A 20,811-nucleotide genomic window follows, 5' to 3' on the forward strand; every position below is an offset into this window, starting at 1 on the left:
GTCACCAGTTTTCCATCGACCGCCGGACGATCGTCGCCAGGTCCTCGTCCGTGGGACTCTTCGGCGCGGTCGCCAGCAGGCGCTGCTGCCTGAGCGCCCCCTCGACGAGGTCGTCGACGTCGGCCTCGGCGTACCCGATGGCGGCGAGGCCGTTCGGGATGCCGACGTCGCGCATCAGCGTCGCGAGCACGGCCGGCAGTCCGTCGGGGCCGCCTCCGGCCGCGGGGTCGAGCAGGCGGGCGGCCTGCAGGTGCCGATCCGGCGCCGCGTCGAACGTGAACCGGAAGGCCTCCGGCGCGGTCAGGGCCACGGCCATCCCGTGCGGCACGATCGGCTCGTCGGGATAGCCCTCGGGCGAGTAGTCGCGCACCCGTCCGGCGATCGGGTACGCGTTCGCATGCGGGATGTGCACCCCGGCGTTGCCGAAGCCGAGGCCGGCGAACGTCGCCGCGAGCGCCATCTGCTCCCGAGCCCGCTCGTCGTGGCCGTCGCGCACCGCGTCGCGGAACGACCCGGCGAGCAGCGCCATCGCCTTCTCCGACCAGAGGTCCGCGATCGGATTGGCGCCGCAGTAGGGCACCCGCTCCTCGGGACGCTTCGCGTCGAAGTCGGCGTACCACCGCGCCGTCCAGCTCTCCAGCGCGTGGCACAGGATGTCCATGCCGGCAGCGGCGGTGACCATGGCCGGCTGGGTGAGCGTGAGCCGCGGGTCGACCACGGCGAGCGTCGGCCGCAGCGCCGGGTGGCTGATGCCGGTCTTCACGTGCAGCGAGAGCACGTCGAGCACGCAGATCGTGGTGCTCTCCGACCCGGTGCCGGTCGTGGTCGGCACGGCCACCAGCGGGAGCAGCGGCTGCGACGGCGCCAGTGCCCTCCCGACCGGTGCGTTGATGTAGTCCATCAGCTCGCCGGGGTTGGTCGTCAGCAGGTTGACCGCCTTCGCGGTGTCGATCGCGGACCCGCCGCCGACCGCCACGATCGCGTCGAACGGACCCGCGTCGCGGGCGAACTCGATCGCCTCCCGGAGCGACTCGTCGGTCGGCTCGACGTGCGCCGCGTCGTACGTCGTCACCGCGATGTCGTGCGCCGCGATCCGCTCGGCGATCCGCGCCGGGTGGCCGGTCGCGGCCACGCCGGGGTCGGTGACCAGCAGCGCCCGCCGCACCCCGCGCTGACCCAGGTCGTGCCCGACCTCGTCGGACGCCCCCGGCCCGAACTTGAGTGCCGGCGCCGCATAGGTGAAGACGGTCTCACTCATCCGGCCACCCTAGTCACGGCGAGGATCTACCATCCTCGGTGACCTAGGGGGGACAACATGCGGCGCGCGCGCTGGATCGCGCCGGTGGCGGCGATCGTCGTGCTGCTCACCGGCGGTGCCCTCTACGCCGAGCGGGGAGCCCCGGACGACGGCGGCACGCCGCTGGTGACCGACGCACCGCAGCCCGTCGTCGAGGGCAACCGCCTCGTCGATGCGCGCAGCGGCGACCCGTTCGTGCCGCGCGGCGTGAACTGGAGCAGCTTCGAGTACGCCTGCGCCCAGGGTTGGGGCATGTCCTCGCTCGACACGCTCGGCGGCCCGGACGCGTACGACGCCGAGGCGGCCGCCATCGCTGGTTGGGGAGCCAACACGGTGCGGCTGCCGCTCAACCAGGACTGCTGGCTCGGCACCCGCGGGGCGCCGGTCAGCGACCAGTTCGAGGAGCGCACCCCGCACGACTACCGCGCGGCCGTCCACGACTTCGTGACCGCGCTCAACCGGCACGGCATGGTCGTCGTGCTCGACCTGCACAGTCGCAAGCGGATGGGCGAGCCGGAGTTCGGCAACCTCGCGATGCCCGACTCCGAGTCCTTGGCCTTCTGGCGCTCGGTCGCCGGGGTCTACCGCGCCAACCCGTCGGTCATGTTCGACGCCTTCAACGAGCCCTACTCGCGCTACAACGCCGTCGACCGGATCGTCTTCGACCTGACCTGGGAGTGCTGGCGCGACGGCGGCTGCGCGGCGCCGGTGGAGGACGACCAGACGGCCACCGCCGCGCGGATCACCTACCCGGTCCAGGGCATGGCCACGGTGGTCCGGGAGATCCGCGACGCCGGCGCGGGGCAGCCGGTGCTGCTCGGCGGGCTCGACTACGCCAACGACCTCTCGCACTGGTCGACGTTCGCCCCCGACGACGACCAGCTGGTCGCGTCGTTCCACGCCTACGACTTCAAGGAGTGCGCGGACCAGCGGTGCTGGGACGCCGTGCTGGCGCCGCTGGCCGCGCGCGTCCCCGTGCTCACCGGCGAGCTGGGATCGAGCGACCCGGCGAACGGGTTCGTCGAGCGCTTCCTCGAATGGGCCGACCGGCACGGGATCGGTTCGCTGTTCTGGGTGTGGGCCGACCACCCGACCGACCCCATGTCGCTGGTCCGCGACGACCTGGCCGGCCCGACGTCGTACGGCGTGATCGCGCGGCGGTCCCTCCGGGGGTCGTGAGCCACCTCGCAGCGGGACCGGGAGTTGTTACCCCTTTGTGGATCGCGCGTGGACGGCCCGATGAACGGCCGTGGCTAGCGTGACTGCCGTCCGCGGACCCTCGGGGTGGGGGTCAGGACACGGCAGGGGGAACTGAATGAGCGGCACCGCAGCGCGCCCGCAACGACTGTCGACGGGTGCCGGCGTCGTCCGCGTGCTCGTGACCCTGGTGTTGTTCCTGGTCGTCTTCATCGCCTTCCTGCTCGCGCCGCTCATCGCGCTCGGGATCGGGTTTCTCGTCTACCTCGTCTGGCGCTCGCGCGGCGCCCGTCCGGGCCGCTCGACCGGAGCCACGGCACCGAAGGCCGCCAGCGGCTTCGGGGCGGGCGCCGCATGACGACGACCGCCACCCACGCCCCGGTCCGGCTCTGCGACGGCGTGGTGCCCGAGATCGCGCGTCTGCTGCCCGAGGGCATCTGCCGCACCTTCCGGGTGCTGCCGTACGCCGTCGCCGACGGCACCGTGCTGGTCGCGGTTGCCGAGGCCGACGACGCGATCACCCGCCAGGTCGTCGAGGAGCGCATCGACCGCCCGGTGCGGATGGTGCGCCACACCGGCAACGAGATCACCGCCGCGGTCGACCTCGTCCACCCGCCCCTCGAGGGGACGGTGGAGACCGGCGACGAGCGGCGCGCCCGCCTGCAGATGGCGCGCATGCTGTCCACCAGCGGCCTCGTCACCGCCGAGCAGCTCCAGGCCGCGATGGTCGAGTACTCCCGGACCGGCGACCCGATCGGCGACATCCTCGTCGGCCACGGGGCCATCAGCGAGGACGTCCTGGTCGCCGCGCTCTCCGAGCTGCACCAGATGCAGCGCGTCGGCCTCGCCGACTTCGTACCCGACCTCGAGGTCGCGCGCCGGCTCCCCGAGCCGATCGCCCAGCGCCTCCAGGCGATCCCCGTGGCGGCCACCGAGGACCTCGTGCTGCTCGCGGTCCCCCGGCCCCTCGACGCCGAGCAGACCCTCGACGTCGAGGAGGCGCTCGGCTCGCCCTTCCGCCAACTGCTGGCCAACCGCACCGAGCTCGACCAGCTCATCCAGCGGGTGCACAGCGCCCACTACGTCGAGGTGTCCACCGTCGCGCTCATGGAGTCGCGGCCCGAGGACTCCGCCCACGTCGTCTTCACCGGCGGGCAGAAGGCGCTCGGCGTCGTCGTCGGCATCGCGGTGCTGCTCTGCGCCGTGGTGTGGCCGCTCGGCACGCTGATCGGGCTGGTCACGGCCTGCTCGCTGCTCTACCTGGCGGTGTCGGTCTACAAGTTCCAGCTCACATTCCGCGCGCTGGGCACGCACCTCGAGACCGACGTCTCCGACGAGGACATCGCGGCGCTGGACGAGCGCACGCTCCCGACGTACACGATCCTCGTGCCGCTCTACAAGGAGGCGGGCATCGTGCGCCGCCTGGTCCGCGGCATCGACGACCTCGACTACCCCCGCACGCGGCTCGACGTGAAGCTGCTGTGCGAGGAGGACGACGTCGACACGATCGAGATGATCAGGTCGCTGGACCTGCCGCCGCACTTCCACCTCGTGGTGGTGCCCGACGCGCTGCCGAAGACCAAGCCGAAGGCGTGCAACTACGGGCTCCAGCTGGCCACGGGCACGTTCTGCGTCATCTTCGACGCCGAGGACCGGCCCGAGCCGGACCAGCTGAAGAAGGCCTACATCGCCTTCCAGCGGGTGGGCGCCGGCGTCGCGTGCGTGCAGGCGAAGCTCAACCACTTCAACCAGAACCAGAACCTGCTGACGGCGTGGTTCGCCAACGAGTACTCGATGCACTTCGAGCTCGTGCTCCCGGCCATGGGCGCCGCGGGCTCGCCGATCCCGCTGGGCGGCACCTCCAACCACTTCATCACCTCGGTGCTGCGCGAACTCGGCGCGTGGGACCCGTTCAACGTCACGGAGGACGCCGACCTCGGCATCCGCCTGCACCGCGAGGGCTACCGGACGGCGATGATCGACTCCACCACGCTGGAGGAGGCGAACTCCCAGGTCCCGAACTGGATCCGCCAGCGAAGCCGCTGGATCAAGGGCTACTACCAGACCTGGCTCGTGCACATGCGCCGCCCGGGCGCGCTGCTGCGCGAGACCGGGATCCGTGGCTTCACCAGCTTCAACCTCACGATGGCCAACGCGTTCGTGCTGCTGCTCAATCCGATCTTCTGGGCGCTCACGACGCTGTACGTGCTGACCCGCTGGGGCATGATCCAGCAGCTCTTCCCGGGCTTCGTCTTCTACGCCGCGAGCGCGATGCTCTTCGTCGGCAACTTCGTCTTCGTCTACCTCAACGTCGCCGGCAGCCTGCAACGCGGCGAGTTCGGCATCACCCGCACCGCCCTGCTCTCGCCGCTCTACTGGGGCCTGATGAGCTGGGCGGCGTGGAAGGGCTTCATCCAGCTCTTCACCAACCCGTTCTACTGGGAGAAGACGGAGCACGGGCTCGACACGGGTGATCATCCGTGAGCACCACCGTGAACCCCGCCGTCGACCCCGCCGTCGACCACGTCCGGTCCGAGCGCGAGCGGCTCGCCGGCGTCGTCCAGGCCGTCCACCGGCGGCCGCGCGACATCAGCCGCCGCCCGTGGGAGAGCCTCGCCGTCTTCCTCGTCTCAGCCGGCGCCTACGCCTGGTTCGGCTACTGGCTCGTCGTCAAGATGCACGTCGTCGGCTTCGAGACCCTCGACCGCCTCAATCGGGCGCTGATGATCTGGCACAACGACCCCGCCAAGCTCTCCGCCCTCGGCTTCGACTACCCGCCGCTCACGACGCTGCTGGTCTCGCCGCTGGCGATCTTCAGCTCGGTCGGCTCCTCGCTGGCCGTGGTCCCGGTGACGTCGGCGATCTTCGCCGGCCTGACGATGGTCGCGCTGAACACCCTCGGCCGCCGGGCCCAGCTCGTCGCCCCGCTGCGGTACGCCGTACTCGTCGCGCTGGCCCTCAACCCGCTCGTCGCCCTGTATGCCGCCGGCGGCGCCCGCCAGTTCATCTCGATGTCCTTCGTGGTGACGGCGATGGGCGCCCTGGTCGCCTGGTACGTCACCGCCGACGTCCGCTTCGTGATGCTCTCAGGCATCGCCTACAGCGTCGCCGCCCTGGCCGGGTACAGCAGCCTGCTGTGGTTCGTGCTCAGCGCGATCATGATCGGCGCGATCCTCGCGAAGCTGGGCGCCGACGGCCAGGAGGTCGAGGGCACCACGGTCGGCTTCGCCGCGCCGACGCTCTACGTCATCGCGCTGTGGACGGTCTTCAACCTGCTGCTGCTGACCAAGCCGTTCTACTGGATCACCAGCGCCAGCGACGCCGGCGGCGCGGACCCCGGTCGGTTCACCGGCGCGGAGCTGCTCCAGGGCACCGGCGAGCTGGTGCTGTACGGCGCACCCGTCGCGATCGTGGTGCTGCCGGCGCTGATCTTCTTCGGCGTCGCGAGGAGCAACCCGCTGGCCCTGTGGCTCGGCCTGCTGCTGGCCGCCGCGATCGTGTCGCCCGCGCTCTCGGTGCTCCTCGACGTGACCGACTCCCCGATGCAGATGCGCAACAGCCTGCCGATCCTGCTGTTCTCCGTCATCGGTGGCATGTGGCTGGCCCGCTCGACGGAGTCGGACGGCGTCCTCGTGGGCGCCGGTCTCGCCGTGCTGCTGGCGGCGAGCATCCCGTGGACCTTCCACGCGATGCAGAGCTACCGCTACCAGAACCTCGAGGCGCCCTTCGCGGCCGCGGTCTCGACCCGGGAGTCGCAGGAGGGCGCGACGACGCTGAGCGGCGCGAGCGTCGGCGTCGTCGACGAGCAGGCGATGGCCGACTACATCGAGGCCAACATCAGCGACCGCAACTCCATCCTCACCGACAACTCGCAGACGTACGCCGTGATGCTGCTGACCGGCCGGCCCGACCTGTTCGTCGACCGCGTCGACCAGAGCGACGGCCCGTGGAAGGAGGCGGCGCAGGAGCCCGCCCAGTACGTCGACTACCTGCTGATGACGACCGGCGACACCAGCGACCTGCTCAGCCAGTACTACCCCGACGCCGCCGAGGGCACCGACCCCCGCCTGCCCGTGGTCTACAGCACCGACCGCTACGTGCTCGTCGGCGTGCCGGCCGGGTTCGACCCGGACCAGGCCGTGGACGAGGTCCCCGGGACCTCGGCGACGGAGGGCACGCCGTGACCGACCAGCAGATCGAGCCACGCCTCGGCGCCATCCAGCCGCCGCCGTCGGTCGACGACCTCCTGCGGCTCGCCGCCGAGGACCGCGTCGGCCAGGTCGACTTCGGGGGCCCGTCCGCCGTGCCGGAGCCTGCCGAGCCCCCGGCCGCGCGGATGCCCGAGCCCGAGCCCATGCCGGAGCCCGCGCCGGTGGCCCCTCCGGTGACCCCGGCCGCGACCGTGGAGCACAGCTACTTCGGCCTGAGCGTGCAGCAGGTGGCCGACGCTGCCATCGAGCGACTTCGCGACGCCGAGAACGCGACGCTGCGCCACCTCGCCGCCCTCGAGGCGGAGGCGATGCGCCGCGCCGAGCTGCTCACCGCCCAGGCGGAGCTCGACGCCGAGCTGATCCGGATCACCGCCCGCCGCGAGGCGCACGCGATCATCACCGACGCGCGCCTGCAGGCCGGCGACCGAGCGGGGCGTGGACACGAGGCCCGCCAGCTCAGCGAGATCAGCGACGCGGTCTCGCGCTTCGCGGAGTCCGTCGAGGCGAGCATCGCGCCGCAGCGCGACGGGATGGACGAGCGCCGATGAGCGGACGTCGGCTCTCCCTCCCTGCCGTGCTGGTCGCGGGTGCCCTGGCGCTGGCGGCGTGCTCCGCCGACGACGGCGGCTCGCGCTCCGACTCGGCGGACCTCGAGGTCGTCGTCGACCCCGGCAGCTCCACCCAGGGCGTCCCGGTGCCCGAGCGGCGCTTCTTCCAGGCCGACTCGCCCTGGAACACCCGCGTCGAGAGCGCCGAGGTCGACCCGAGCTCCGGCCGGATGATCCGGCACGCCCGCGAGCGCGTCGGCGTCGTGCAGCGCGTCGGCCAGAGCACCTACTACCCCGATCGCCGCGTCGTCAACGAGGGCCTCTACATCAACACCGACCGCTGGACGACGCCCGTCGTCGCCGGCGGCCTGCCGACCAAGCTGGTCTGCCGCCAGCTCGTCTGCGGCGACGGCGAGCGCACGCAGATCCTCAGCATCCCGCCGGACGTCGACCCCGACCCGAGGTACGACGGCTGGTTCACGGTCTTCGACGTCGAGAAGCCGGTCGCCTACGACCTGTGGCGCGCCCGCCGCGAGGACGACGGCAGCATCTCCTATAACTACATGCGCAAGTGGGACCTCAACGGCCCCGGCTACCAGGCGCCGTACCAGCCCAGCGCCCGCGGCTCGGGCCTGCCGCTCTTCGCCGGCCTGATCCGGCCCAACGAGCTGCAGGCGGGCCTGATCAACCACGCGCTCGCGATCAGCGTGCCCGGTCCGGCCCAGAGCGTGTTCGTCCAGCCGGCGTCGGCGACCGACGGCAACGGCCGCGTGAGCTCGCTCCCCGAGGGCGCCCGGATCCGGCTCAAGGATGACGTGACGATCCCGGCGCCGGTCGACCCGATCACCGACAAGCCGATCAGGCTGACCTCGCAGCAGCAGCGGATGGCGGACGCGATCGTCGCCGCGCTGCGCACGTACGGCGCCATCGTCGTCGACCGGGCCGCGGTGCCGACGCTGTACGCGCAGCGCGACGTCACCCGCAGCATGATCTTCGGCAACGAGCTCCTCGGCCTGCGCCTCGAGGACTTCGAGGTCCTCGAGCTCGGCCGCAAGTACCGGTTCCCGCCCGAGGAGGACCGCCGATGACGGGCTCCACGACGGGTTGGCGCCGCGCCGCCGTGGCGGTGGCGCTCGCCGGGGTGCTGGCCCTGCCGGCGTGCTCCCACGACGACGCACCGGATGCGACGGACCTGGTCGCGCAGGCGCAGTCGGAGCAGTACGCCGAGGAGCAGGCACAGCAGGCGCAGATCAAGGAGGCCAACGCGGGGCTGCCCGACCGGCCGCGCGGCGAGATCGCGATCGACGGCGCCAGCACGATCTCGCTGACGCCCGACGAGGTGACGCGCTACCAGGAGACCGGCACCCGGACGGTCGTCGACCTCGCGGACAACGGCGAGGAGGAGGCGTTCCGGCGCCTGTGCTCGGGCAAGGTGGACGTCGTCAGCTCGCTCCGCGCGATCTCGCGCAGCGAGTGGGACGCGTGCCAGGCCGTCGGCCTCGACGTCGTGCAGTTCCAGGTGGCCTCCGACGCGATCGTGATCGCGATCAAGTCCGAGTCCGACGTGGGCGGCGACTGCCTGTCGACCGACCAGGTGCAGGAGATCTGGCGGGCGGGGTCCCCCGTCACCAGCTGGAGCCAGGTCGGGCTCGATGACGTACCTCTCGAGGTCGGCGGTCCGCTGCTCGACTCCACCGACTTCCAGGTCTTCGGCACGTCGGTGCTCGGGTCGCTGGCGCCGGCGCTCACCGACGTCCGGTCCGACTACTTCACCTACGACGACTTCAACGAGGCCCTGCGCTTCCTCAACGGCGGCGCCGAACGGATCCAGCGCGCGCTGCGCTATCCCGACCTGGCTCGGGTCCGCGGTGCCCGCAAGTCGGATCTCGAGGCGAAGCGCCAGGTCCACTTCGATGCCCGGCGTGAGCTGGAGGCCGCCCTGGCCGAGCGCGCCAAGGGCATCCGCGACCGGCGCAGCGCTGTCGACCAGGCGGCCGACCAGGCCCGCGTCGACTCCGCCCGACTGGCGACGCAGGCCGCACGCGCCGAAGCCGAGGCGGCCCGTGCCCGGCTCCAGCGCGCCGTCGAGCGCCTCGGCTCCGCGACCGACGCCAAGCGCCGGGTCGACGCCACGCTCGGCCACGTCATCTACGCGAGGTTCAGCGACTACGAGGTCTACGAGGACCAGCTGCGGCCCTTCGAGATCACGCTGCCCGACGGGCACCGCAACTGCGTGTTCCCGAGCCAGCAGACGATCACCGACGGCGAGTACCCGTTCGCGTCGCAGATGCTGATCACGACCACGACCCGGTCGCTCGCGCGCCTCGAGGTCAAGGACTTCATCCGCCACTACCTGACCACGTCGCAGGACGCGGCGGCGGAGGCCCGCCTGGTGCCGGTGCCCGACGAGACGCTGCGCGCGGAGCTGGCGTGGATCGAGGGCACCCACGCGCCGGTGCTCGTCGTACCCGCGGGCGGCGACACCACGACGGTCGACCCGGAGGCCGCGGAGAGCGCCGCACCGGACCCGGTCGAACCGGCCCGATGACCCGGCGTCGCCTCGCGCTCGCGACCGCACTGGCGCTGGTGGCGGCCGGCCTGGGGGTCGCCTCGCCGGCGACGGCCGCGCGCACGCCCGTCGACCAGACCACCCGCGTCGTCGTGAAGTGGAAGGGCGAGCGGCAGCGTCAGGTCCAGCAGAAGAGCGCGAACGTTCCGGGCATCGGCCGGATCGACCTCGTCTGCCGGCCGACGAGCACCATGGTCCGGGTCCGGCCGACCAGCCGGAGCCCGGAGACGCAGATGTGGCTCGCCAAGTTCGAGCAGAAGGGCGGCCGCGACGTGGTCGCGGTCAAGAACGTCCGCGTCTACACCGGCACCGGCTCCCGCGCCCACGAGGGGCTCAACCAGCGGTCGCCGATCGAGGACTTCTCGTCGGGTACGGCGTACGGCGTGATCAGCCAGCGACCCGGCCGCGACCAGGCGGGCGGCGGCGCGCTCACGACGCCGGTCACGTCCTTCCGGCTGACGTGGTGGTGGGAGCGGTTCCGCCATCCCGGCAACGAGTTCTGCCGGATGGCGCTGAAGCTGCGCACCCGCAGCGACGGCCAGTTCGGGCTGACCTGGCACGGCACCGACGAGGCGCTCACGCACACGACCAGCATCACGACCGTCCCCGGGCTCGGCGAGGCGATCGTGACCTGCGAGCCCGGCAGCACGGCGTACGACCAGACCGTGGCGTTCCGCCCGACCGGGGCGCACCCGGAGTCGGCGTACCTCGACGTCGAGTACATCCAGGGCGAGGGCGCCGTCGACGACCACGTCGAGCGCTACTCCGGCCTCGGCTACGACCCCGTCACCGGGTTGCTCGGGCCCGTGGACCTGCCGCGCAACGGGATGATGCGGCTGTGGGTGTCGGTGGACGGCGTGCAGCGGGCGTACGTGCTGTCGTCGTACCACGTGGTGAACAACGACCGCGACCCGCGGCTCAATCTGTGTGAGGTGGCTGCGGCTCCGCTCCCTTGAGCGCCTCGCGCACGACGTCGAGCACCGGCACCGCGCCCGACTCGACGTCCGCGATCCGCACCCACGCGACCGCGTCGGTGGTGCCGTCGACCTCGGCGAGCGCGGGCTCCGCGTCGTCGGCCACGGTCGCCTCGAAGGCAAGCGCGACCGCGTGGAAGTCCTCGTAGCGGCCCGACGGAGCCGTACCGCTGAAGTGCTCGTCGTGCACGGCGACCAGCTCGCCCACGCTGCCGTCGACGCCACACTCCTCCCGGAGTTCGCGGATCACCGCGGAGCGCGGCGACTCGCCGTGGTCTACGCCGCCGCCGGGCAGCGTCCACGTGCCGGTGTGGAAGCCCCGCGCCGAGATCCGGACGAGCAGCACTGCATCGTCGCGGCGGACCAGTGCGTAGGCGCCCAGGCGCTGGTGCCGGAACGGCCGGTGGTCGGCGACCGCCTCGAGCACCATCGGCACTGCCGGCACCGTCCCGTCGAGCACGGCCTCGACCGGGTGCCAGGCGGCCGCCATCGTGGAGCCGCCGACCTCGACGACGTGCGGCTCCGGCGAGTCGGTCGGCACCCAGCCCTCGTAGACGATCCGCAGCGCGTGCGCGTCGACCCGCCGCCCGTCGCGCCAGACACCGGGGAGGTGTGCGGAGTAGACGCGGGCGGTCTCGCCGACCGTCGCCTCGAGGCCGGTCTCCTCGAGCACCTCGCGGACCACGGCGTGCCGCGGGTCCTCGCCGTGGTCGAGCCCGCCGCCGGGCAGGGTCCAGAGCTCCTCGGCCGTGACGGCCGCGGAGAGCCGGCTGAGCAGGATGTTGCCGTCGCGCAGGATGACGGCGTACGCCGCTACCCGCTGCCTCTTCGGCAGGCCGCTCATCAGGAGAAGGGCGGCCGGTGGTCGCGGGCGATCGAGCGCCGGCCCGCCCACCGCCACACGCGGGCCGCGCGGTCGCGGTCGTCGTCGGTGACCAGGTTGCCCATCCAGCGCAGCGCCAGGGTCATCAGCCAGTCCGAGCGCATGCCGGCGGGACCCAGCGCCGGCAGCAGCCGCGGCACGGTCACGAGGCCGGCGAGCCGGCGGGCGATCGAGAACGCCTCGCCGTAGTGATCGCGCAGCAGCGCGGGCCAGACGACGCTGAGGTCGCCGTGGTCCGCGAGGACATCGGCGACCAGGCGCCCGGTCTCGAGCCCGTAGTCGATGCCCTCGCCGTTCAGCGGGTTGACGCACGCGGCGGCGTCGCCGATCAGGGCCCAGTTGGGCCCGGCGACGTTGGACACCGCGCCGCCCATCGGCAGCAGTGCCGAGGTCGGCATCCGCAGCTCACCGGTCAGCTGGAACTCGTCGCGGCGCTGGGCGGCGTAGTGCGCCATCAGCGGCTTGATCGCCAGGTCAGCGGGTCGCTTGGCGGTGGCGAGGGTGCCGACGCCGAGGTTCACCTCGCCGGTGCCGAGCGGGAAGATCCAGCCGTAGCCGGAGAGCACGGCCCCGTCCTCGCCGCGCAGCTCGAGGTGGGAGCTGATCCACGGGTCGTCCGACATGCCGGAGGCGACGTACGACCGGCCGGCGACGCCGTACACGGTCTCGCGGTGCCACTCGCGGCCGAGCACCTTGCCGAGCGGCGAGCGAACGCCGTCGGCGACCACGAGCCGGTTGCAGGCGATCTCGACCGGGCCCTGCTCGGTCCGGAAGACGACCGCGGCGACCCGCCCGCCCTCACGGCGTACGTCGACGGCGCGGAGGCCGTCGACCGCGGTCGCGCCGGCCTTGATCGCGGTCGTGCGCAGGTGGTCGTCGAGCTCGGTGCGGGCCACGGCCGAGCCCCAGTCGGGGAGGCTGCCGCCGGGCCACGGCAGCAGCAGCGTCTGGCCGAACCCGTGCGCGCGCAGCCCCTGGTTGACGGTGTGGGCGCGCAGCCAGTCCTCGAGGCCGAGCCTCTGGAGCTCGCCGATCGCACGCGGGGTGAGCCCGTCGCCGCAGGTCTTGTCCCGCGGGAAGACGGCGGCGTCCGCGAGCACCACCTCGGCGCCCGACCGGGCTGCCCAGGCGGCGGCCGCCGACCCCGCCGGGCCGGCGCCCACGACGAGGACGTCGGTCTGGGTCGGGATGCTCACCGTCCGATTGTCTCAGCGCAGCGTCGAATTCGTGACTTCGGGGCGGCGCGCGCAATCGAACGTGATCACCCCGCCGGCACGCACGCCACCACCCAGCGGTGGCTCCGGCACCATTTCCCCGCGCCGAAACGGTGCACAGCCCACCGCTGGTCGCGGTCAGGCGGACATGCCAGAGGCCCCACCACCCGCGTGGGTGATGGGGCCTCTGTGCGACTCGATCAGTTCTGGTACGAGCTGGTTTCGAGACGCGTCAAGCATCCCGCGCTGGCGCGCGGTCTGCGTCGACGCTCCTCAACCTGGCTCGTCACACCAGAACTGACGGCTTCGCCCTCAGTTCTGGTACGAGCCAAAGTCGAAGTCGTCCAGGGCGACGGCCTGGCCGCCACCGAACTCGTAGTCGTAGGAGTCGTAACCGGTGACGGAGTACGCCGCGGCGCGGGCCTCCTCGGTGGGCTCCACCCGGATGTTGCGGTACCGCTCGAGGCCGGTACCAGCCGGGATCAGCTTGCCGATGATCACGTTCTCCTTCAGACCGCGCAGCGAGTCCGAGCGGCCGTGGATCGCCGCGTCGGTGAGGACGCGGGTGGTCTCCTGGAAGGAGGCCGCCGAGAGCCACGACTCGGTCGCCAGCGAGGCCTTGGTGATGCCCATGAGGACCGGGCGACCCGAGGCCGGCTTGCCGCCCTCGGAGACCACGCGCCGGTTCTCCTCCTCGAACCGCACCCGGTCGACCAGGTCGGACGGGAGCAGGTGGGTGTCACCGGACTCGATCACCGTGATCCGGCGCAGCATCTGCCGCACGATGATCTCGATGTGCTTGTCGTGGATCGACACACCCTGCGACCGGTACACGGCCTGGACCTCGTCCACCAGGTGCTCCTGCGCCCGGCGCACGCCGAGGATCCGCAGGACGTCCTGCGGGTCCGGCGTACCGACGGTGAGCATCTGGCCGACCTCGACGGTGTCGCCGTCCGCGACGAGCAGACGCGAGCGCTTCGAGACGGGGTACTCCTGGACCTCGGAGCCGTCGTCCGGCGTGATGAGGACCTTGCGGGCCTTGTCGGTCTCCTCGATCTCCACGCGGCCGGTGGCCTCGGCGATCGGGGAGCGACCCTTCGGGGAGCGGGCCTCGAAGAGCTCGACCACACGCGGGAGACCCTGCGTGATGTCGTCGGCCGACGCCACACCACCGGTGTGGAAGGTACGCATCGTCAGCTGCGTGCCGGGCTCACCGATCGACTGGGCCGCGATGATGCCGACGGCCTCGCCGATGTCGACGAGCTTGCCGGTGGCCAGCGAGCGGCCGTAGCACTTCGCGCAGGTGCCGGTCTTGGCGTCACAGGTCAGCACGGAGCGGACCTTGACCTCCTCGATGCCGGCCGCGATCAGCTCGCCGATCTTCACGTCGCCCAGGTCCTCGCCCGCCGCGGCGAGCACCTCGCCCGTCTCCGGGTGGGTGACCTCGGTGGCGGCCGAGCGGGCGTACGCCGCGGTCTCGGCGTTCTCCGCCTTGACCACGGTGCCGTCCTCACGACGCTCGCCGATCCGCTTCGGCAGACCGCGCTCGGTGCCGCAGTCGTCCTCGCGGATGATGACGTCCTGCGAGACGTCCACCAGACGACGGGTCAGGTAGCCCGAGTCGGCGGTCCGCAGCGCGGTGTCCGCCAGACCCTTGCGGGCACCGTGCGTCGCGATGAAGTACTCGAGAACGGTCAGGCCCTCACGGAAGTTCGACTTGATCGGGCGCGGGATGATCTCGCCCTTCGGGTTGGCCACCAGGCCACGCATGGCGGCCACCTGCCGGATCTGGTTCATGTTTCCGGAGGCACCCGACTCGACCATCATGAAGATCGGGTTGGCGCGGTCGAACGTCGTCTCCATCGCCTTGCCGACCTCGTTCGCGGCCTGCGTCCAGATCTCGATGAGCTCCTGGCGGCGCTCCTCGTCGGTGACCAGACCACGCTCGAACTGCTTCTGGACCTTGGCGGCCTGCGCCTCGTAGCCCGAGAGGATCTCGACCTTCTGGCCAGGGGTCGTCACGTCGTCGATGGAGACGGTGACGCCCGACCGGGTGGCCCAGTGGAAGCCGGTGTCCTTGAGCGCGTCGAGCGACGCCGCGACCTCGACCTTGGTGTAGCGCTCGGCGAGGTCGTTGACGATCGCGCCGAGGGCCTTCTTGCCGACCTCGTAGTTCACGTACGGGTAGTCGGCCGGCAGGGTCTCGTTGAAGATCGCGCGACCCAGCGTGGTCTCGAGCGTGATCGTCTGGCCCGGCTCGGCCTCCTCCGCGCCCGCCTCGAGCGGCGGCACGATGTCGGTGAACCGGATCCGGATCGGGCTCTGCAGCGTGATCTCGCCGTGGTCGAACGCCATGATCGCCTCGGCCTGGCTCGCGAACGCGCGACCCTCGCCCGGCTGGTTCGGCCGCTCGGTCGTCAGGAAGAACAGGCCGATGATCATGTCCTGGGTCGGCATGGTCACCGGACGGCCGTCCGACGGCTTGAGGATGTTGTTGGTCGACAGCATCAGGATCCGTGCCTCGGCCTGGGCCTCGGCGGACAGCGGCAGGTGCACCGCCATCTGGTCACCGTCGAAGTCGGCGTTGAACGCCGAGCAGACGAGCGGGTGGATCTGGATCGCCTTGCCCTCGATCAGCTGCGGCTCGAAGGCCTGGATGCCGAGGCGGTGCAGCGTGGGCGCACGGTTGAGCAGCACCGGGTGCTCGGTGATGACCTCTTCGAGGACGTCCCACACCACGGCGTACCGGGCGCCGGAGGTGGCCCGCTCGACCATCCGCTTGGCCGACTTGATGTTCTGCGCGTGCGACAGGTCGACGAGGCGCTTCATCACGAACGGCTTGAAGAGCTCCAGCGCCATCTGCTTGGGCAGACCGCACTGGTGCAGCTTCAGCTGCGGACCCGACACGATGACCGAACGGCCCGAGTAGTCCACGCGCTTGCCGAGCAGGTTCTGGCGGAAGCGACCCTGCTTGCCCTTGAGCATGTCGGACAGCGACTTCAGCGGGCGGTTGCCCGGCCCGGTGACCGGGCGGCCACGACGGCCGTTGTCGAACAGCGAGTCGACGGCCTCCTGCAGCATCCGCTTCTCGTTGTTGACGATGATCTCGGGCGCGCCGAGGTCGAGCAGCCGCTTGAGGCGGTTGTTGCGGTTGATGACGCGGCGGTACAGGTCGTTGAGGTCGGAGGTCGCGAAGCGGCCACCGTCGAGCTGCACCATCGGACGCAGGTCCGGCGGGATGACCGGGACGGCGTCGAGCACCATGCCCTGCGGCTTGTTGCCGGTCTTGCGGAAGGCGTCGACGACCTTGAGGCGCTTGAGCGCGCGGACCTTGCGCTGGCCCTTGCCGTTGGCGATGGTGTCGCGCAGCGACTCCACCTCGGCCTCGACGTCGAAGCTCTCGAGGCGCTTCTGGATCGCCGTGGCGCCCATGTGGCCCTCGAAGTACTTGCCGAACCAGTTCTTCATCTCCCGGTACAGCATCTCGTCGCCCATGAGGTCCTGGACCTTGAGACCCTTGAAGGTGTCCCAGACCTCGTTCAGGCGCGCGACCTCGGCCTCACCGCGCTTGCGGATCTGGGCCATCTCGCGCTCCGCGCCGTCCTTGACCTTGCGGCGCTGGTCGGCCTTGGCACCCTCGGCCTCGAGAGCGGCGAGGTCCTCCTCGAGCTTCTTGGCCCGGTCGGACAGCGCACCCTCCATGCGGTTGGTGAGGCGGTCGCGCTCGAGGCCGATCTTGCCCTCGAGCGAGGCCAGGTCGCGGTGCCGCGCGTCCTCGTCGACGGAGGTGATCATGTAGGCGGCGAAGTAGATGACCTTCTCGAGGTCCTTCGGCGCCAGGTCGAGCAGGTAGCCGAGGCGGCTCGGGACACCCTTGAAGTACCAGATGTGGGTGACCGGAGCGGCCAGCTCGATGTGGCCCATGCGCTCGCGGCGGACCTTCGAGCGGGTGACCTCGACGCCGCAGCGCTCGCAGATGATGCCCTTGAAGCGCACGCGCTTGTACTTGCCGCAGTAGCACTCCCAGTCCCGGGTGGGACCGAAGATCTTCTCGCAGAAGAGGCCGTCACGCTCGGGCTTCAGCGTGCGGTAGTTGATGGTCTCCGGCTTCTTGACCTCGCCGTGGCTCCAGGTGCGGATGTCGTCCGCGGTGGCCAGGCCGATCCGAAGCTGGTCGAAGAAGTTAACGTCGAGCACTGTGGCTGCAACCCTTCGGTAGTTCTAAGAAAAAAGTGAAGTACGTGGACCGAGGGGGCGGCCCGCACGTGGCGGGCCGCCGTCACCTCAGACTTCTTCGACGCTGCTGGGCTCGCGGCGGGACAGGTCGATGCCGAGCTCCTCGGCGGCGCGGAAGACGTCCTCCTCCGCGTCGCGCATCTCGATGGCGGAGCCGTCCTGCGACAGCACCTCCACGTTGAGGCAGAGCGACTGCATCTCCTTGACGAGCACCTTGAACGACTCCGGGATGCCCGAGTCGGGGATGTTCTCGCCCTTCACGATGGCCTCGTAGACCTTGACGCGACCGGGCACGTCGTCGGACTTGATCGTCAGCAGCTCCTGGAGGGCGTAGGCGGCGCCGTACGCCTCCATCGCCCAGACCTCCATCTCGCCGAACCGCTGGCCACCGAACTGGGCCTTACCGCCCAGCGGCTGCTGCGTGATCATCGAGTAGGGGCCGGTGCTGCGGGCGTGGATCTTGTCGTCCACGAGGTGGTGCAGCTTGAGGATGTACATGTAGCCGACCGAGACCGGGTCCGGGAACGGCTCGCCGGAGCGGCCGTCGAAGAGGTCGGCCTTGCCGGTCTCGTCGATCATCCGCACGCCGTCGCGGTTGGGGATCGTCGCACCGAGCAGACCGGTGATCTCGTCCTCGCGGGCGCCGTCGAAGACGGGGGTCGCCAGCTTGGTGTTCGGCTCGGCCTTGTCCGCACCGATCTTGGTCAGGCGCTTGGCCCACTCCTCGTTCTTCAGGTCGGCGTCGATGTGCCAGCCCTGCTTGCCGAGCCAGCCGAGGTGGAGCTCGAGGATCTGACCGATGTTCATACGACGCGGGACACCCAGCGGGTTGAGGATCACGTCGACCGGGGTGCCGTCCTCCATGAACGGCATGTCCTCGATCGGCAGGATCTTCGCGATGACGCCCTTGTTGCCGTGGCGGCCGGCGAGCTTGTCGCCGACGGAGATCTTGCGCTTCTGCGCCACGTAGACGCGCACCAGCTGGTTGACGCCCGGCGGGAGCTCGTCGCCCTCCTCGCGGTCGAAGACCCGGACGCCGATGACCGTGCCGGACTCGCCGTGCGGCACCTTCATCGAGGTGTCGCGGACCTCGCGCGCCTTCTCACCGAAGATCGCGCGGAGCAGGCGCTCCTCGGGGGTCAGCTCGGTCTCGCCCTTGGGCGTGACCTTGCCGACCAGGACGTCACCGGTCGACACCTCGGCGCCGATGCGGATGATGCCCCGCTCGTCGAGGTCGGCCAGCATCTCCTCGGAGACGTTCGGGATGTCCCGGGTGATCTCCTCGGGGCCCAGCTTGGTGTCGCGGGCGTCGACCTCGTGCTCCTCGATGTGGATCGAGGTGAGGACGTCCTCCTGCACCAGGCGCTGGCTGAGGATGATCGCGTCCTCGTAGTTGTGGCCCTGCCACGGCATGAACGCCACGAGCAGGTTGGTGCCGAGCGCCATCTCCGCGTCGTCGGTGCACGGACCGTCGGCGATCGGCGAGCCGATCTCGACCCGGTCGCCCTCGGCGACCAGCGGGCGCTGGTTGATGCAGGTGCCCTGGTTGGAGCGCTTGAACTTCGACAGCCGGTACGTCGAGTAGGTGCCGTCGTCGTTCATCGTCTCGATGATGTCGGCGGACACCTCCTTGACCACGCCGGCGGCCGTGGCGGTGACGACGTCACCGGCGTCGACCGCGGCGCGGTACTCGATGCCGGTGCCGACCAGCGGCGCGTCGCTGCGGATGAGCGGCACGGCCTGGCGCTGCATGTTCGCGCCCATGAGCGCGCGGTTGGCGTCGTCGTGCTCGAGGAACGGGATCAGCGCGGTCGCGACCGACACCATCTGGCGCGGCGAGACGTCCATGTAGTCGACCTCGTCGGCCAGGACCTCGGAGACCTCACCGTCGCGCTGGCGGACCAGCACGCGCTCCTCGACGAAGCGACCCTTGTCGTCGAGCACGGCGTTCGCCTGCGCGATGACGTAGCGGTCCTCGTCGTCGGCGGTCAGGTAGTCGACCTTGTCGGTGACCTTGCCCTTCTCGACCTTCCGGTACGGCGTCTCGACGAAGCCGAACGGGTTGATCCGGCCGTACGACGCGAGCGAGCCGATCAGACCGATGTTCGGGCCTTCCGGCGTCTCGATCGGGCACATGCGGCCGTAGTGCGACGGGTGGACGTCACGGACCTCCATGCCCGCGCGGTCACGCGAGAGACCGCCGGGGCCGAGCGCCGAGAGGCGACGCTTGTGCGTCAGGCCGGCGATCGGGTTGGTCTGGTCCATGAACTGCGACAGCTGCGAGGTGCCGAAGAACTCCTTCAGCGCCGCGACGACCGGGCGGATGTTGATCAGGGACTGCGGCGTGATCGCCTCGACGTCCTGGGTCGTCATCCGCTCGCGGACCACGCGCTCCATGCGGGCGAGGCCGGTGCGGAGCTGGTTCTGGATCAGCTCGCCGACGGTCCGCATGCGGCGGTTGCCGAAGTGGTCGATGTCGTCGGCGACGATCTCGAGCGCGCCCTGGGGCGACTCGACCTCGGTCTGGCCGTCGTGGAGCGCCACGATGTACTTGATCGCGTTGACGATGTCGCTGACCGTGAGCGTCTGCTGGTCGAACGCCTCGACGAGGCCCAGCTTCTTGTTGATCTTGTAGCGGCCGACCTTCGCCAGGTCGTAGCGCTTCGGGTTGAAGTAGTAGTTGTTCAGCAGCGTCTGCGCGGCCTCACGCGTCGGCGGCTCGCCCGGACGGAGCTTGCGGTAGATGTCGAGCAGCGCGTCGTCCTCGCCCTGGGTGTGGTCCTTCTCCAGGGTGAGCTCGATCGACTCGTAGGCGCGACCCTCGGTGCTGTTGGGGTCGGCGAACTCGCGGCGGATGTCCTCGATGGACATGCCGAGGGCCTTGAGCAGGACCGTGACGTTCTGCTTGCGCTTGCGGTCGAGGCGGACGCCGACCATGTCGCGCTTGTCGATCTCGAACTCGAGCCAGGCGCCCCGCGAGGGGATCAGCTTCGCGGTGTAGATGTCCTTGTCGGACGTCTTGTCGGCGGTGCGCTCGAAGTAGACGCCCGGGGACCGGACGAGCTGCGAGACGACGACGCGCTCGGTGCCGTTGATGATGAAGGTGCCCTTGTCGGTCATGAGCGGGAAGTCGCCCATGAAGACCGTCTGGCCCTTGATCTCGCCGGTGTCGTTGTTGGTGAACTCGGCCGACACGTAGAGCGGCGCGGAGTAGGTGAAGTCCTTCTCCTTGCACTCGTCGACGGAGTACTTCGGGTCATAGAAGACCGGGTTCTCGAACGAGAGCGACATGGTCTCGGAGAAGTCCTCGATCGGGGAGATCTCCTCGAAGATCTCCTGGAGACCGGACTTCTGGGAGACGTCCTCGCCTGCATCGAGGCGGCTCTGCACGACGGCCTGCCAGGCCTCGTTGCCGATCAGCCAGTCAAAGCTGTCGGTCTGGAGCGAGAGGAGCTTCGGTACTTCGAGTGGTTCGGTGATCTTTGCGAAAGAGATGCGGCGGGGGTTACCAGAGTTGGTGCGCGCGGCCAAGAGGTGTCCTTCGACGAAACGCTGTGAGATCGGCGTTCAGCCCACCACAAAACCAGCCACCGGGCAGGCTGGAGAGCATTTGAGGGCAGACGCAAAGACAAAGGCTACCGCACGCGGGCACGCGCCACAAACCCCGGTCTCAGCGTCGGGT

General features: G+C 70.6%; 13 protein-coding genes. 8 read left to right on the top strand and 5 right to left on the bottom strand.

Translation table 11 applies throughout. The features are described from left to right. Position 1: 1 nt before the first annotated feature. Complete coding sequence (locus tag ACFQQI_RS19985) at positions 2–1,258, bottom strand: hydroxyacid-oxoacid transhydrogenase (protein ID WP_378567748.1); 1,257 nt, start codon at positions 1,256–1,258, stop codon at positions 2–4. Between the two features lie 57 nt (positions 1,259–1,315). Here ACFQQI_RS19985 and ACFQQI_RS19990 point away from each other — a divergent pair, with 57 nt between their 5' ends. The 8 genes from ACFQQI_RS19990 to ACFQQI_RS20025 all read left to right on the top strand — a co-directional run bounded on the left by ACFQQI_RS19990 (position 1,316) and on the right by ACFQQI_RS20025 (position 10,778). Then, positions 1,316–2,476 (top strand): glycoside hydrolase family 5 protein, encoded by a 1,161-nt coding sequence (locus ACFQQI_RS19990; RefSeq protein ID WP_378567751.1) that lies wholly within the window; start codon positions 1,316–1,318, stop codon positions 2,474–2,476. A gap of 136 nt (positions 2,477–2,612) precedes the next feature. Next, positions 2,613–2,852, top strand: coding sequence for a hypothetical protein (locus tag ACFQQI_RS19995; protein WP_378567754.1), 240 nt, complete (start codon positions 2,613–2,615; stop codon positions 2,850–2,852). Further along, positions 2,849–4,978 (top strand): glycosyltransferase, encoded by a 2,130-nt coding sequence (locus ACFQQI_RS20000; protein ID WP_378567757.1) that lies wholly within the window; start codon positions 2,849–2,851, stop codon positions 4,976–4,978. The genes ACFQQI_RS19995 and ACFQQI_RS20000 overlap by 4 nt, the downstream gene beginning before the upstream one ends. Continuing rightward, positions 4,975–6,678, top strand: coding sequence for a hypothetical protein (locus ACFQQI_RS20005; RefSeq protein WP_378567760.1), 1,704 nt, complete (start codon positions 4,975–4,977; stop codon positions 6,676–6,678). Before ACFQQI_RS20000 ends, ACFQQI_RS20005 begins: the two co-directional genes overlap by 4 nt. Next, positions 6,675–7,253, top strand: coding sequence for a hypothetical protein (locus tag ACFQQI_RS20010; RefSeq protein ID WP_378567763.1), 579 nt, complete (start codon positions 6,675–6,677; stop codon positions 7,251–7,253). Before ACFQQI_RS20005 ends, ACFQQI_RS20010 begins: the two co-directional genes overlap by 4 nt. Then, positions 7,250–8,341, top strand: a complete 1,092-nt coding sequence (locus tag ACFQQI_RS20015; protein ID WP_378567766.1) for a hypothetical protein — start codon at positions 7,250–7,252, stop codon at positions 8,339–8,341. The genes ACFQQI_RS20010 and ACFQQI_RS20015 overlap by 4 nt, the downstream gene beginning before the upstream one ends. Further along, positions 8,338–9,801, top strand: a complete 1,464-nt coding sequence (locus tag ACFQQI_RS20020) for a substrate-binding domain-containing protein (protein WP_378567769.1) — start codon at positions 8,338–8,340, stop codon at positions 9,799–9,801. Before ACFQQI_RS20015 ends, ACFQQI_RS20020 begins: the two co-directional genes overlap by 4 nt. Then, positions 9,798–10,778 (top strand): hypothetical protein, encoded by a 981-nt coding sequence (locus tag ACFQQI_RS20025; RefSeq protein ID WP_378567772.1) that lies wholly within the window; start codon positions 9,798–9,800, stop codon positions 10,776–10,778. Before ACFQQI_RS20020 ends, ACFQQI_RS20025 begins: the two co-directional genes overlap by 4 nt. Here ACFQQI_RS20025 and ACFQQI_RS20030 read toward each other — a convergent pair. The 4 genes from ACFQQI_RS20030 to rpoB form a co-directional block, all read right to left on the bottom strand. Further along, positions 10,741–11,640 (bottom strand): NUDIX hydrolase, encoded by a 900-nt coding sequence (locus tag ACFQQI_RS20030; RefSeq protein WP_378567775.1) that lies wholly within the window; start codon positions 11,638–11,640, stop codon positions 10,741–10,743. The genes ACFQQI_RS20025 and ACFQQI_RS20030 overlap by 38 nt on opposite strands. Next, entirely contained in the window at positions 11,640–12,875 is a 1,236-nt protein-coding gene (locus ACFQQI_RS20035) for a geranylgeranyl reductase family protein (protein ID WP_378567778.1), read from the bottom strand. The genes ACFQQI_RS20030 and ACFQQI_RS20035 overlap by 1 nt, the downstream gene beginning before the upstream one ends. 330 nt (positions 12,876–13,205) lie before the next feature. Continuing rightward, positions 13,206–17,090 carry a DNA-directed RNA polymerase subunit beta' gene (locus tag ACFQQI_RS20040; RefSeq protein ID WP_378567781.1) on the bottom strand — a complete coding sequence of 1,295 codons (3,885 nt, stop codon included), beginning with the start codon at positions 17,088–17,090 and terminating at the stop codon, positions 13,206–13,208. Positions 17,091–17,177: 87 nt separating this feature from the next. Continuing rightward, the gene (gene rpoB, locus ACFQQI_RS20045) at positions 17,178–20,660 is read right to left on the bottom strand and encodes a DNA-directed RNA polymerase subunit beta (RefSeq protein WP_378567785.1); all 3,483 of its coding nucleotides are present in this window, start codon (positions 20,658–20,660) and stop codon (positions 17,178–17,180) included. Between the last annotated feature and the right edge of the window lie 151 nt (positions 20,661–20,811).

This window comes from Nocardioides sp. GCM10030259 (genome assembly GCF_042666375.1).
Taxonomy (GTDB): domain Bacteria; phylum Actinomycetota; class Actinomycetes; order Propionibacteriales; family Nocardioidaceae; genus Nocardioides.

What these genes read in the sequence shown, in the direction of transcription:
- ACFQQI_RS19985 (WP_378567748.1), bottom strand. Translation starts at nt 1,258, where the DNA reads ATGAGTGAGACCGTCTTCACCTATGCGGCGCCGGCACTCAAGTTCGGG.
- ACFQQI_RS19990 (WP_378567751.1), top strand. Translation starts at nt 1,316, where the DNA reads ATGCGGCGCGCGCGCTGGATCGCGCCGGTGGCGGCGATCGTCGTGCTG.
- ACFQQI_RS19995 (WP_378567754.1), top strand. Translation starts at nt 2,613, where the DNA reads ATGAGCGGCACCGCAGCGCGCCCGCAACGACTGTCGACGGGTGCCGGC.
- ACFQQI_RS20000 (WP_378567757.1), top strand. Translation starts at nt 2,849, where the DNA reads ATGACGACGACCGCCACCCACGCCCCGGTCCGGCTCTGCGACGGCGTG.
- ACFQQI_RS20015 (WP_378567766.1), top strand. Translation starts at nt 7,250, where the DNA reads ATGAGCGGACGTCGGCTCTCCCTCCCTGCCGTGCTGGTCGCGGGTGCC.
- ACFQQI_RS20020 (WP_378567769.1), top strand. Translation starts at nt 8,338, where the DNA reads ATGACGGGCTCCACGACGGGTTGGCGCCGCGCCGCCGTGGCGGTGGCG.
- ACFQQI_RS20025 (WP_378567772.1), top strand. Translation starts at nt 9,798, where the DNA reads ATGACCCGGCGTCGCCTCGCGCTCGCGACCGCACTGGCGCTGGTGGCG.
- ACFQQI_RS20030 (WP_378567775.1), bottom strand. Translation starts at nt 11,640, where the DNA reads ATGAGCGGCCTGCCGAAGAGGCAGCGGGTAGCGGCGTACGCCGTCATC.